This is a genomic window from Enterococcus sp. AZ149, assembly GCF_051714285.1.
Taxonomy (GTDB): domain Bacteria; phylum Bacillota; class Bacilli; order Lactobacillales; family Enterococcaceae; genus Enterococcus_D; species Enterococcus_D entomosocium.
The window spans coordinates 1,098,081-1,111,961 of the sequence record NZ_JBIORO010000001.1; the positions used below are offsets into that span (position 1 = coordinate 1,098,081).

Consider the following 13,881-nt stretch of genomic DNA (forward strand, 5'->3'; position numbering starts at 1 on the left):
CCTTTTGTTTATCGTTTAGAAATCGCCGTGTGGGCATACGCCTCGATCAATGGAATGACTTCTAGTTTAACTTTGTATTTGCGTTCTAGAGCGGTTTCGATGGTAAAAGTATCACTTTCTGTTTCAGAAATTGTTGCTAGAACACGATCTTCTTTCGGGGAAGCTTCGATCACGGTCGTTTCTCCTGAAGATTGTTTTGCAGAAAATTTAGGGAATGCTGCGATTTTTTCGGCAAATGCTGAAAAAGTCATGGATTCGTCAGAATCATCAGCCGTTGATTTTTCCACTTCTTTAGTTTTAGTTGATGCAGGTATAGTTGGTGCCGTTTCTTCCTTCACTTCTGCTGGTTCTTTCGCAGGAGCGGAGGTAGGTGCCGCACTTTCTTGCGGATTGGTCGGTAACCAGTAAGCAGCGATCTCATCGACTAAGTTATCGCTGAAACGATCAAGTAAGCCAGCTTCTAAGCGTTGAATTCGTTTCACGACGATTTTGAAGTTCTCATCTAAAGGAACAGCGATTTTTTGTTCTTTGGGTGTTTCCTTCAACAATTCAATCAATAATTCCTCTTGATTTTTAGGATTGATATAAACAGTTGTCGGAAGGTCGAACTTATCTGCTGTTTTGCGCTCGATCGCTGTAAACAACTGTTGTCGAGCTGTTTCATAAGACGGGCGGAATTGTTGTTTCAATTTTGCTAATTGTTTCTTTTTCATAATCTTCTCCTCTCGATCACTATCGATTATAAGGAAAATTTGCAGAAAAGAACAGTCATTCTCATGAAAAAATACAAAAAAAATTATATATTTCCTGAAAAAACGCCAGCGCTGCTAAAGAAGCGGCGTTGGCGTTTCTACTAGATCATTGATTTGATGGTACTTAGGCATTAGGATCAAAAGCTCCTTGTCTCCAGTGGCGACTAAGTAGTTTTCCCAAAGAAAAAAGCGTACTTCCCCAGTGAGTTTCTCAGCCAGCATCTGCTGATAGTCGCTAGACGACCATTGACGCGCCGGAAAATGTTGGACTTTGTCTGGCCATACAAGAAAAACAAAATCAGCATGTAAGGCTTTTTGAACAGCAGGGGAGAGGTGAATCAAATCAGTTGTCTTCATAGGCTTCTCCTTATAGAGAGTAAAATTAAAACCCTGTCGTATCTGGATTGGTCGCTTTCCCAACGACACCATCTAATTGATCGATCGTTTTCATGTCTTCTTCAGATAGCTCAAAATCAAAGACATGGATGTTTTCTTCGATCCGACTCGATGTGACTGATTTTGGTAATGGCAAGAAACCATGTTGTAAAGACCAGCGTAATGCAACTTGAGCGATTGATTTTTGATGCTTTTCAGCTAATGCTTTCATTTCTGGTACATCAAATATCTTCCCGGTACCTAATGGGCTGTATGCTTCAAGCAATACATCGTGTTCTTGGCAATAAGTTACCACTTCTTCTTGTAACTCGCCAGGTGCAAGGAAAATCTGATTGACCATTGGGAAGATGGTCGCTGTTTTTTTCAATTCTTCAAAATGATGAGGCAAGAAGTTGCTGACCCCGATCGCTTTGATTTTGCCTGCCTGATACAGTTCTTCAAAAGCGCGCCATGTTTCTGCATTCGCTGTTTGCCAGTTGTCACGAAAGGCTACTGGGTTTGGCCAATGGATTAAGAAAAGATCGATATAGTCTGTTTGTAGTTTCTCTAAGGACTCTTCAAAAGAAGACATCACAAGATCATAGGAATGGTTCGCATTCCACAATTTTGTAGTCAAAAAGAGTTCTTCGCGGGGAATGCCGCTTTCTTTGATCGCTTGACCAACACTGGCTTCATTTTTATAGCCTTGGGCTGTATCAATATGGCGGTAACCTACTTCCAGTGCTTTTTTGACTGATGCTACGGCAACGTCGCCGTCTGGTGTTTGCCATGTGCCAAAACCTAACTCAGGGATGGTTACATTGTTTGATAACGTATAGCTGTTCATGTTCATTCCTCCGTTTTCTGTGATACCTTTAGTTTAGCAGACGAGGACGGATTTTCCAATGAATGCATCTTTCAAAAAGGAAGTGGCCAATAAGAAAAATGACGTTTGGCTCTTGTCAGTTCGCCTATTTTTTTTGTACACTAGACAAATGGATAAGGAGCGTAACTAATGGATATTTATTTGAAACATGCGATATTACACATTATTGACCGTCAAACTGGTGATCCGGTTTTTTCTCAAGTTGAACTCGATTTGACCACGGAATACATCCGCGATTATTTGACGAAAAAAATACAGAAACTTGCAACACCGCAAACCAAAACAGGGCGTTTACTCGAAACATCAATGATCGCTCAACTGGTCAAACAAGCACCCGAAGACTTTGTCGCAGCCAGTGAAGCGATCGTCCAACGGTGGTATGAAGCGTACAAGGAAAGTGAAGATGCACCAAGTGCGGATGCCTTTGTGGTCTTGTATGAATTTGATACAAGAATGCAGTTGGCGTTTTTGAAGGTCAACTATCAAGACGGCTATACGCACTTTATTGATAATGGGGAAGCTGGGATCGAAAACAATCTGATTTTGCATCGTGCCTTACTAGCAGGTAAAACTCAAAAGGCCGATGAAGGGATCACAATTGATGTGGAGAGCTTAGACTTTGAACTGATTGAAAAGAAATATAGCTTTTCAGGTGAAAAATATGCCTACTTTTCAACGAAAGTCATTGATGCCGAACCGATTCCCTCGTTAGAAGAAAACGTCAAAGTCATCAAAAAAGTAGCGGAAAAAATTGGTCAGAAATTTGAAACACCTACCTATAACGTTGTTGCCGATCTAAAAGAAGCGGTTTACGACACGATCGAAGAGTCAGGACACATTGATGTCAGTGAAGTGGCGCAAAAAGTCTTTAAAGACAATATTACCGCTCAGCTTTCTTTTCAAGAAGAAGTGGCTGAAAAAGGATTTGTCAATCAGGCACCAATGATGCGGGATGTCCGTGAGATCTCAGAGAAAAAATTCGGGAAACAAAAACTAAAATTATCTAACGGGATCGAATTGATCGTTCCTTTGGATGTTTACCGAGATCCAAATTTGATCGAATTTATCAATAATCCAGACGGAACGATTTCCGTAACGATCAAAAATGTAGAAGAAGTAATTAATCGGATGTAGGACAAAGGTCTTATGTGTGGATGATGCGGAGCTAACAACATAGAACGAGCACAAAAAAGCAGAGATTCCTCTTTAAGTAATGAGGAGTCTCTGCTTTTTTTCTGGATATCTTTGATCAATATCAGCAATTATTGATCGGTCAGTTTCTCAAGGGCGGCTTTGGGAATGTCTTCTTCAGAAACTTCTTCCCAGCTCAGAACACCTTTATTAGGATTGACCAATAATTTCAAATAGGCACCTTCTCTTAAAGGCGCGGAACGGTGCTCATTCATTTTGACCGTTTTGACTTCTCCAGAGGAACTGTAAGCGTCTTGTGTGTAACGGTAGACATCTTCGGCAACTCCGTTATCACTAATTTCCGTGTCGTGCTCGCCGGCATCCCTGATGACTGTATAGTAGTCACTTCCACCATAGTAATAATGATAAGTAGCAAAACAGCCACCAAGGAAAATTGCTGCAAAAACCAGCGTTGCAATGATTTTTTTCACATTTCTCACCTCATCTTCTATTATTCATAAAAATTGTCCTACGTCCAATAGATCGAAAAAAGCAAAGAAATTCTTAGGGATTAGCAGACGAGACATCTCACTTGACTTTGACTAATTTTGACCTATAATAAGAGTAGATTTAAACTTACAAAAAATAAGTTGATACTTATGAATTTGGAAGCGTAAATCGCAAAATATGATTCGAGTCAAAGAACGACTCAACTTTCTCTAGGAGGGAAACAATATGGCAAAACAACATTATGATCGTAGCAAACCCCATGTTAATATCGGAACGATAGGACACGTCGACCATGGGAAAACAACCTTGACTGCTGCTATTACCACAGTTCTTGGGAAAAAAGGACTTGCCAATCCGCAAGATTACGCAAGTATCGACGCGGCTCCTGAGGAACGCGAACGTGGTATCACCATCAATACTGCCCATGTAGAATACGAAACAGAAAAACGGCACTATGCCCATATCGATGCACCAGGACACGCGGATTACGTGAAAAATATGATTACAGGGGCTGCCCAAATGGACGGCGCAATCTTGGTCGTATCAGCGACAGATGGCCCAATGCCGCAAACCCGTGAACATATTTTGCTTTCTCGTCAAGTGGGTGTGAAACATTTGATCGTCTTTTTAAATAAAACAGACCTTGTCGATGATGATGAGTTGATCGATTTAGTTGAAATGGAAGTCAGAGAATTGCTGACTGAATATGATTTTCCAGGTGATGACATTCCTGTGATCAAAGGCTCTGCCTTAAAAGCCTTGGAAGGTGACCCAGAGGCTGAAGCAGCGATCTTAACGCTGATGGATACGGTAGATGAATATATCCCAACACCTGAACGAGACACTGATAAACCATTATTATTGCCGATCGAAGATGTCTTTTCAATTACTGGACGGGGAACCGTTGCTTCCGGTCGGATCGATCGCGGAACAGTAAAAGTCGGTGATGAAGTAGAAATCGTCGGAATCAAACCTGAAACACAAAAAGCAGTCGTGACAGGAGTAGAAATGTTCCGTAAGACGATGGACTTTGGGGAAGCTGGTGATAACGTAGGGGTATTATTACGGGGAATCACCCGGGATGAAATTGAACGGGGCCAAGTGTTAGCAAAACCAGGTTCCATCACACCACATACGAAATTCCAAGCAGAAGTCTATGTGTTGACAAAGGAAGAAGGCGGTCGCCATACCCCATTCTTTAATAACTATCGCCCACAATTTTACTTCCGTACAACGGACGTAACTGGGAATATCGTTTTACCAGAAGGAACGGAAATGGTTATGCCTGGTGACAACGTAACGATCGATGTGGAATTGATCCATCCAATCGCTGTGGAAAATGGAACGACCTTCTCCATTCGTGAAGGTGGACGAACAGTTGGTTCTGGTATCGTGACCACGATCGAAAAATAAAAAACAGTGAAACAGTGCTTCCATTTTCTGAAGGAGCACTGTTTCCTTTTTCATGTCAAACCAGCAACAATTCCTTCATCAGCTTAGGATTGCTTGTTTTTTTCTAAATAATCTTGTGATTTTATTAAGGATTTTTTAGGAGAGAAAAAATTCTAGTCAGCCTGTTCATTTCATAGTACGATAGATTCTGACTTAGAAAAGATGGGATGTATTTGATGAGAAAAATTCGACGTTTCCTAGGATTTGTACTGAAGCTTGCACTCTTGGTGCTGCTGATTGGAGCAGGGGTTTGGGGCTATCGAAACTACACGGCATTGAAAGCTGTCTATGCGTATGAAGCGGAAATCGCACAGCAGACACAAGCCCACGACATCTCTGAATATCAGTCTTTAGCAATGAGTATCATGCTGACGGAGTCAAAAGGACAAGGCAATGATCCGATGCAAAGTTCTGAAAGTGTATATGGAAAACAAAACCAATTTGATACGCCAGAACAAAGCATCGAACAAGGGGTTTCTTATTTAGCCGAGTTGATCGAAAAATCAGAGCAAATGAACTGTGATCTTTGGACCGCAGTCCAGGCTTATAATTTTGGTACAGATTATATTGATTATGTCGCTGAACGGGGTGGCGTGAACACCTTAGAATTAGCAGAAACATATTCCAGAGAGGTTTTATCCCCGTTATTAGGCAATGATACAGAACAAACCTATCGTTATTGGGGCATCCAATCGGTCTTTTATAATGGCGGTCATTTGTATCACAATGGCGGCAACATGTTCTATGCGGATCTAATAAAATTGAACCGATGGAAAATCGATGTTACGGCAGGGTTCTTTTCCTGATCGTCACAAAATAACTGAAGTAAAAAAGCTTGAAATACAAATAGAATATGGTAAAATCATTATGAGTGATTCCGTCTAATTATTCTTCGCACTGATACCTATTAGTGCGTTTTTTTACCTAGTAAACGATGAATACTTACCAAATGGAGGTGAGTGGATGGCACGAATTCCTCAAACGATCATTGACGACATTCGCGAACGTAGCAATATTGTTGATATCGTGGGACAGTATGTCCAGTTAAAGAAATCTGGAAAGAATTATTTTGGTTTGTGTCCCTTCCATAATGAGAAATCACCTTCTTTTTCCGTTGCAGAAGACAAACAAATTTTTCATTGTTTTGGTTGCGGTCGTGGGGGCAATGTTTACGGTTTTTTGCAAGAGCTTGAAGGCATCAGTTTTCCTGAAGCAGTCGTCAAAGTAGCAGAAATGAACGATATTCCTCTTGATCCGCAATACCAGCAATCAGAAGGCATCAATGAAGCGACCTCACAAACGAGTCAATTGATTGCGCTGCATGAAAAAGCCGCCGAGGTCTATCATCACATGTTGGTGAATACGGCTGCTGGCCAAGAAGCGCTTGATTATTTATTGGATCGCGGATTGACGATGGCATTGATCGAAGAATTCAATATTGGTTTTGCGCCGAATGAACGCTCGTTTTTGGAGAAAGTCTTTTTGAATGAACAAGCCAAAGCTGAATTTTTTCCTGATACAGGGCTCTTTGTTCAACGAAACGATGGCTCATTGGCAGACCGCTTTTACCAACGAATCATGTTTCCGATCCGTAATCCTCAAGGAAAAACAATTGGTTTTTCTGGTCGTTGGCTAGCAAGCGAAAAAGTTGGTGATCAAGACCAGCCGAAATATTTAAATAGTCCAGAAACGATCCTTTTCAACAAGCGCGAGGTTCTGTTCAACTTTGACAAAGCACGCCGTGCGATGCGCAAAGATGGCCAAGTGTATTTATTTGAAGGATTTATGGACGTGATCGCCGCTTGGCAGGCAGGAATCGAAAATGGGATCGCCTCAATGGGGACCAGCTTGACCAATCAGCAGATCGCCCATATCGAGCGAGTGGCACAAGAAGTGATTCTTTGTTACGATGGAGATAGTGCAGGGGTTGAAGCGACAAACCGCGGGATCGAGCTTCTGCAAAACAATAGTCGTTTGAAATTATCTGTGGTGCGAGTGCCGGAACGGATGGACCCAGATGAGTATTTGCGCAAATATGGGACAGAAGCTTTTTATAAACTAGCTGTCCACGGCAAAGAAACCGTTTTTGCCTTCAAGATGGATTATCATCGGATGAATCGCAATTTAGCCAATGAGAAGGAGCAACTGGACTATGTCCAAGTTGTTTTAAATGAATTGCAGCGTGTGGATTCTTTGTTGGAGCAAGACCGCTATTTGACTCAGTTGTCTACAGAGTTCAATTTGAGTCGTGAGACCTTGCAGCAGCAGCTCAAGCAAAACCGGCAAGAGCAACGGACGATGCAAGATGTAGCGCCACCGCCGCCAACAGACACCCCTGTGGTCTTTACGCCGCCTACACGGCAGCAGCCCAAAACACAGGTGGAAAAAGCGCAAGAATTATTATTGTACCGTTTGTTTCATGACAGTACGTTAAACCATCGCTTTCGAGCGAGTGGTATATCCTTTATTCATGATCGTTATCAACAACTGTATCTGCTGTTTGATGCGTATATGGAAACAGAAGAACACTTTGTTTTAGCAAAGTTCTTAGATTTTTTAAAAGAAGATTCAATGAAAAAAATGGTGATCGATATTGCAGATCTTAAAGCTTCTGAGGAAGGGACTGAACAAGAATTTCAGGACATTCTGCAGGTCTTTCAAAAGTCGGGCATTGCTGAAGAAATCAATCAAAAACGAATCCAGCAGCAAGAAGCAAGACAAATAGGAAACCAGCAATTAGAACTTGAACTTGCAATCGAAATCATTGATTTGACCAAACGGTTGAAACAAGCTAAATAGCGAACTGAAAGGGGCTTTCTTTCATGGCAGAAGAAACAAAAAAAACGTATGACAAAGCAGTTGCCGAATACATCCGAGAAAACAAAACAAAGGGGCAAGTTGTTTACGATGACATTACCAATCGTTTAGCAACGCCTTATACTTTGGATGCTGATGCAATGGACAAACTAATTCAAAAACTGGAGGATTCCGGCATCAGTGTCGTGGATGAAAATGGAGAGCCTTCAGTCCATAGTTTAAAGAGTAATGAAAAACGACAAGAAACCCAACCTCAAGAAGATTTGTCTGCACCGACTGGTGTGAAAATCAATGACCCTGTGCGGATGTACTTGAAAGAGATCGGTCGGGTACCGCTTTTGACCGCAGAAGAAGAAGTGGCTCTCGCTCTGAAAATCGAAGAAGGCGACCAAGAAGCGAAACAGCGTTTGGCAGAAGCCAACTTACGTTTGGTAGTCAGCATCGCCAAACGTTATGTGGGTCGGGGAATGCAATTTCTTGATTTGATCCAAGAAGGAAACATGGGCTTGATGAAAGCCGTTGAGAAATTTGATTATCGCAAAGGGTTTAAATTCTCGACCTATGCGACCTGGTGGATCCGTCAAGCGATCACTCGTGCCATCGCTGACCAAGCTCGAACCATTCGGATCCCAGTGCATATGGTGGAAACCATCAACAAATTGATTCGTATCCAACGGCAATTATTGCAAGACTTAGGACGCGAACCGACACCAGAAGAAATCGGCGCAGAAATGGATTTGCCAACGGAAAAAGTTCGTGAAATCTTGAAGATCGCTCAAGAGCCCGTTTCATTAGAAACACCAATCGGTGAAGAAGATGATTCTCATCTAGGTGATTTTATTGAGGACCAAGATGCTACAAGTCCGGCAGAGCATGCGGCTTATGAGCTTTTGAAAGAGCAATTAGAAGATGTATTGGATACGTTAACTGACCGTGAAGAAAATGTGCTACGCTTGCGTTTCGGAATCGATGATGGCCGTACTCGGACCTTAGAAGAAGTCGGCAAAGTCTTTGGGGTAACCAGAGAACGGATTCGTCAGATTGAAGCAAAAGCGTTACGGAAACTACGCCACCCATCTCGTTCAAAACAATTGAAAGATTTCTTAGAATAATTAAGGTTTATTGACTTTCCAAAGACCCCCTTTGGAAAGTCTTTTTTGTTCAGGTTTTGTCATCTCTCCATAGGATAAGTAAAGAACTTAATAAAAACGTAACCAAGCAAGTGTTGGCTAATTGCCTAGAATGTGATAAATTTAATTTTGTGCATCTGCACAATTGAGTAATAAAAAAGAAATGCGAAAAAAGACCCATTATTTGTCGGTCTTTGAAATAGGAAGCAGTGGGCGCATCAAGCGTTTGATCTGGTAGGGTACTGCTTCATAGAAGGAAATGCAAAAAACAAAAGGAGTCAGTTTGAATCAATGAAGAAGACATGTCCTGAATGTGGATTTCAAGCAATAGAAGAAACACCCGTTTGTCCCAATTGCGGGTTTCAATGGAACCAAGCAAAGGAGAATGAACAGGAACCATCATCTGACTCTTCCGTTACGCCAGAAGAGCTACAAAACAAAAACGATGATATTCGCTGGTCTGACTTTAAAAATGTTCCGATTGGAAAAATGGAGGAGCACTTAGGCGATCGGCCATCCTCGAATGAAGAAACGATCGACCTTGCACAGCAAGAGGCTTTTTCTGATGAGCAAAAAACAACACTTGAATCAGAGTCTAAACAAGAACCAAAAACAGTGGAAAACTCTGAGTCTACAGAAGAACACACAATTTCAGCCAGTGAAGAAGTTAATGAGACCGATGCACTGAGTACGGATGAACAGCATGACTCTGAGATTTTGGCCGCTTATATCCGACAGCACAAACTTGATGAAGAAGCAAAGGCAGCAGCTGCTCTAGAAGCAGAAGAAACCGCCATTGATCTTTCCTCTGCTGAAGAGGAAAGTCAGATGCAAGCCAGCGAGGAACCTCTGCCGTCAAGCGAGGAGGAAGTGGTGACGGAGCCAGTTATTGAAGAAGCTGAGAAGCAGCCAGAACCAGTCATCGATCCAATTCCTGAACCAATCACCGCAGCGGATGAAACGCCACAAAAGGCGACTGCTGAAGAAGAAACATCTTCTTCCAGTGAAAGCAAGAAGAGCCCTCGCAAAGCACTCTATATTACAGCGGCTTGTTTGTTAGTGGCAGCGGGTGGTGGTTGGGCTTATTACTATCAACAGCAGCAACAAGAAACTGCCCGAGAAACGCAACTGGCGCAGGAAAACCGTACACTCGATCAGATCGAAAATGAGTTGAATGATTTTTATACAAATGATGAGCGAGTGTTCATTAAAAGCGACAAAACAGCAGAACAGCTGACGGCTGTGACGAATCAGTTGGCAGATTTTCAAGACCACGAACGATACGATATCTTGTCACAAGAAGCAGAGACAATTGCTGACAAATTAGCAGCTTTGACAGAGATCAATAGCTATTTCAGCAGTCCTGCAGTTGTGGAGGATCAGTTGGAAGAAGTCTCGTTGAAAGAAGCGACTGCTGTCACAATGGCGAAGCGTGAGAATGGGGATGCCTTTGATGAGTTGATCAATCAAGCCATCGACATGGGACAAAAAGAGTTCAGCGCGATCGAGGAAGTTCAAAATGCAGTGAAGAGCATGGTGGCTTTAAGTGGTGACGGTGAAGCACCGGCGAGTGTCACTCGTGAGAACTACAATGCCTTGATGAAAAAAATCCAAGCTTTGCCAATCGATTCACTGGTTGAAAGTCTTACGACGGAACTACGTAAAGTCGATACTGCCTTGACGAAGCGTGAAACAGCTACCCAACAAGCAGCGGCGCAACAACAAGCTGCCCAAGAAGCAGCACAAGCGGCGGCTTCCGAGAACAACGCTTCCGCTTCGAGCAGCGGATCTACAAGCGCTGCGACGCCCGCGCAAAGTACTTCTGAAGAAGAGTATGTGCTTTCGCCGGATACACCAACAAATACCAACAATCAGCCAATTATTCCAGCCCGCCAAAGTGATTTGAATGATGTAAACAATAGCGCCTGGGTGTGGGCAGATGGTGTCCAAGAAAAAATCATCGCCACAGCGATTGCTCGCGGTTATGTGGTAGAAGGCGGCTATACTTTTGAACGTGTACGAATCGTCAATGGTGAAGGCTATTACAATTTTTATGCGACAAATGCCCAAGGCAGCTTGCTTAAAGGAACGGATGATTCAGCGTTCCCGCTATACTTATTTACGGTAAACGCCAAAACTGGCTATTTCAGAGGCAATGGGAACGATCACACCGTTCGCTAAGTCTCCTGAGACACTAGAAAATTTTCAGAGTTATTACATGCACATGTGAAAAATACTTGTTTCCCCTCCTTGTTTTCGATATGATGAGAGATAATCGTTCAAACAAGGAGGGGTTTTTGTGCAGAAAATTGAGAGATATGATCGGTTTGAAGACGGGGTCATTGCTTGTGTACCAACGATTCTTGGGTACCTGGGCATTGGTTTTGCAATGGGGGTTGTGGGAAAAGGCGTTGGGTTGTCTATTCTAGAAATTATTTTAATGTCTATTATTGTTTATGCTGGCAGTGCTCAATTTATCATTTGCGCCTTACTAGCGATTCAAGCACCTTTCATGACAATCGTCGCAACAGTTTTTTTAGTGAATTTACGACACTTTTTAATGAGTTTGTCAGTAGCTTCCTATTTTAAAAAGACACCGTTGCTTTCTGCCATTGGTATCGGGACACTTTTGACTGATGAGTCCTATGGCGTTTTGACGACGGCATTGCAACAAGACAAACCAGTCACAGCAAAATGGACCCACGGGTTGAACGTAATGGCTTATTTGAGTTGGATTTTTGCGACGTTTTTGGGTGGTTTATTGGGTTCCTTTATTCCAGATCCAGAAGCGTTAGGCTTAGATTTTGCCTTAGTAGCTATGTTTGTTGGTCTTTTTTTATTTCAAGTAGAGCGACCGCTTAAGAAGAAAACCCAGCAAACGCTCTTGATACTAGGGACAGTTGTGGGGACCTTGATTTTATTTATGCGTTTTTCGACCGCAGAGATTGCGGTAATTGCGGCGACACTGGCAGGATGTTTGGTTGGGACGGTGACACACCATGACTAATTTTGTTATACTGATGCTAGTATGTGGATTGGTTACTTGGCTTCCGCGGATCGTTCCTTTTTTATTTTCTAAGAAGCTCGTCTTCCCGGAAACTTTCACCGTTTTTTTGAGTTATTTACCGTTGTGTATTTTGGCGGCATTGTTGGTGCAAAATTTACTGACCTTTCGTGAAGGCCAATTCCCCATTTTGAAAGTTAAAGAAACCATTGCCTGTATCCCGGCATTATTGGTGGGGTATTATACCAAAGATTTGATGAAAATCGTTATCACAGGCGTTATTGCTATGGCGCTGTTGCGTTTCTTTTTATAGGAACGAGCAGTTTTAAAGAAAAAGGAGAGAATAGATGAAAGACTTATTAGCATCCGTATTCAGCGGATTGATCATTGATGAAAACGAACAGAATTATTTTGTTCAAAAAGGCGGGGTTACCTTCCGACTAGCCAAGGAAGAAGGCGAACATCATTTAGGTGAAGCCGTCGAAGGGTTTGGCTATCAAAATCAAAAGCAAGAAAATGTGCTCACTACGAATATTCCGAAAAGCCGCAAAGGGCATTATGCCTTTGGTACAGTCACAGGAAGCCGTCGCGACTTAGGCGTTTTCGTCGATATCGGTTTGAAAGACAAAGATATGGTGGTTTCATTAGATGAATTGCCAACAATGCGGGAACTTTGGCCCAAAAAAGGCGACCGTTTGATGGTCAGCTTGCGGGTCGATGACAAAGAGCGTATTTGGGCTTCATTAGCAGATGAGAAAATTTTTAAGGCATTGAGCAAAAATGGTACGGAGCAAATGAAGAATCAAGATGTTACAGGTAGCGTGTACCGTTTGAAGTTAGCGGGTACTTACTTGCTGACGGATGATTTTTATATTGGCTTCGTCCATCCATCAGAACGGTATCAAGAGCCGCGCCTTGGGGAAGTGGTCAAAGGGCGAGTGATTGGGATTCGTCCAGATGGTGTCTTGAACCTTTCATTGAAACCAAGAGCCCACGAGGCGATCTCAAATGATGCCGCCATGGTTCTAACCTTTTTAGAACGAGCACCTGAGAACAAAATTCCTTTCACCGACAAATCAGCCCCAGAAGAGATTTTGCAAACATTTGGTATTAGTAAAGGCCAATTTAAACGGGCATTAGGAACCTTGATGAAACAGCGTTTGATTGAGCAAAAAGACGGCTTTACGATTCTTATCAAAAAACCTAATTGAGAATACTTGTTTCTTTTATCGTTCTAATTTATAATGATTACAATGTTTGTCTTGAGTGATTTTCACTCAGATTAGAATCGTTATAAATTAACGGCATACGGAGGCAACTATGAACACAACAGCAGCGTTAAAAAAGACCAAGAAACAATTGCACGAGTCGGGGTTTAAATTAACTCCTCAGCGAGAAGCGACGTTGTTGGTCTTATTAGAAAATGAGAAAGACCATTTATCCGCAGAAGAGATTTTCTTTTTTGTGCGAAAAAAAAATTCTGAGATTGGCTTGGCAACCGTCTATCGAACATTGGAGATCTTAACGGATCTGAAAATTGTCGATAAAGTCAGCTTTAATGACGGTGTCGCTCGCTATGATCTACGTAAAGAAGGTGCCAAACACTTTCATCATCACTTGTTGTGTTTGGAATGCGGCAATATTGAAGAAGTCGAAGAGGATCTGCTGGGCAGTGTCGAAGAGATCGTTGAACAAAAGTACCATTTTTTAGTAAAGGATCATCGGTTGACCTTTCATGGTGTCTGTCAAAAGTGCCAAAGCAAAGCCGAGTGATTGTACTTTGGCGATCTTAAATAAACGTTTGTTATCACCCGAATGATAGTC

At 42.2% G+C, this 13,881-nt stretch carries 14 protein-coding genes; 10 read left to right on the forward strand and 4 right to left on the reverse strand.

All coding sequences use genetic code 11. From position 1 onward, the window contains the following. Positions 1-8: 8 nt before the first annotated feature. The 3 genes from IGI94_RS05185 to IGI94_RS05195 all read right to left on the reverse strand — a co-directional run bounded on the left by IGI94_RS05185 (position 9) and on the right by IGI94_RS05195 (position 1,980). Positions 9-713 carry a hypothetical protein gene (locus IGI94_RS05185; protein WP_005237132.1) on the reverse strand — a complete coding sequence of 235 codons (705 nt, stop codon included), beginning with the start codon at positions 711-713 and terminating at the stop codon, positions 9-11. A gap of 114 nt (positions 714-827) precedes the next feature. Next, positions 828-1,109, reverse strand: coding sequence for a hypothetical protein (locus IGI94_RS05190; protein WP_016613070.1), 282 nt, complete (start codon positions 1,107-1,109; stop codon positions 828-830). A 25-nt stretch (positions 1,110-1,134) separates the two neighbouring features. Continuing rightward, positions 1,135-1,980, reverse strand: a complete 846-nt coding sequence (locus tag IGI94_RS05195; RefSeq protein WP_016613071.1) for an aldo/keto reductase — start codon at positions 1,978-1,980, stop codon at positions 1,135-1,137. Positions 1,981-2,142: 162 nt separating this feature from the next. Between IGI94_RS05195 and IGI94_RS05200 the strand changes: the two genes are divergently transcribed. After that, positions 2,143-3,147, forward strand: coding sequence for a nucleoid-associated protein (locus IGI94_RS05200; protein ID WP_005237126.1), 1,005 nt, complete (start codon positions 2,143-2,145; stop codon positions 3,145-3,147). Positions 3,148-3,275: 128 nt separating this feature from the next. On the opposite strand, the gene IGI94_RS05205 is transcribed toward IGI94_RS05200, so the two are convergent. Then, positions 3,276-3,635 carry a YxeA family protein gene (locus IGI94_RS05205; protein ID WP_086332196.1) on the reverse strand — a complete coding sequence of 120 codons (360 nt, stop codon included), beginning with the start codon at positions 3,633-3,635 and terminating at the stop codon, positions 3,276-3,278. 244 nt (positions 3,636-3,879) lie between these two features. Between IGI94_RS05205 and tuf the strand changes: the two genes are divergently transcribed. The 9 genes from tuf to fur all read left to right on the forward strand — a co-directional run bounded on the left by tuf (position 3,880) and on the right by fur (position 13,830). Continuing rightward, positions 3,880-5,067 (forward strand): elongation factor Tu, encoded by a 1,188-nt coding sequence (gene tuf, locus IGI94_RS05210; RefSeq protein WP_005237121.1) that lies wholly within the window; start codon positions 3,880-3,882, stop codon positions 5,065-5,067. A 215-nt stretch (positions 5,068-5,282) separates the two neighbouring features. Then, positions 5,283-5,912, forward strand: a complete 630-nt coding sequence (locus IGI94_RS05215) for a lysozyme family protein (protein ID WP_086333083.1) — start codon at positions 5,283-5,285, stop codon at positions 5,910-5,912. A 157-nt stretch (positions 5,913-6,069) separates the two neighbouring features. Further along, on the forward strand, positions 6,070-7,905 hold the full coding sequence (gene dnaG / locus IGI94_RS05220; protein ID WP_008381016.1) for a DNA primase: 1,836 nt from the start codon (positions 6,070-6,072) through the stop codon (positions 7,903-7,905). A gap of 23 nt (positions 7,906-7,928) precedes the next feature. After that, the gene (rpoD, locus tag IGI94_RS05225; RefSeq protein ID WP_005229298.1) at positions 7,929-9,035 is read left to right on the forward strand and encodes an RNA polymerase sigma factor RpoD; all 1,107 of its coding nucleotides are present in this window, start codon (positions 7,929-7,931) and stop codon (positions 9,033-9,035) included. A gap of 309 nt (positions 9,036-9,344) precedes the next feature. Beyond that, positions 9,345-11,234 carry a cell division site-positioning protein MapZ family protein gene (locus IGI94_RS05230; RefSeq protein WP_438899518.1) on the forward strand — a complete coding sequence of 630 codons (1,890 nt, stop codon included), beginning with the start codon at positions 9,345-9,347 and terminating at the stop codon, positions 11,232-11,234. A gap of 118 nt (positions 11,235-11,352) precedes the next feature. Continuing rightward, positions 11,353-12,060: an AzlC family ABC transporter permease gene (locus IGI94_RS05235; protein ID WP_008381022.1), complete on the forward strand. Its 708-nt coding sequence runs from the start codon at positions 11,353-11,355 to the stop codon at positions 12,058-12,060. Beyond that, positions 12,053-12,370, forward strand: coding sequence for an AzlD domain-containing protein (locus IGI94_RS05240; RefSeq protein WP_061053905.1), 318 nt, complete (start codon positions 12,053-12,055; stop codon positions 12,368-12,370). Before IGI94_RS05235 ends, IGI94_RS05240 begins: the two co-directional genes overlap by 8 nt. Before the next feature lie 34 nt (positions 12,371-12,404). Next, positions 12,405-13,268, forward strand: a complete 864-nt coding sequence (locus IGI94_RS05245; RefSeq protein ID WP_008381026.1) for a CvfB family protein — start codon at positions 12,405-12,407, stop codon at positions 13,266-13,268. 109 nt (positions 13,269-13,377) lie between these two features. Next, a complete protein-coding gene (fur, locus tag IGI94_RS05250; protein WP_005237105.1) occupies positions 13,378-13,830 on the forward strand; it encodes a ferric iron uptake transcriptional regulator in 453 nt (150 codons plus the stop codon). Positions 13,831-13,881: the final 51 nt, after the last annotated feature.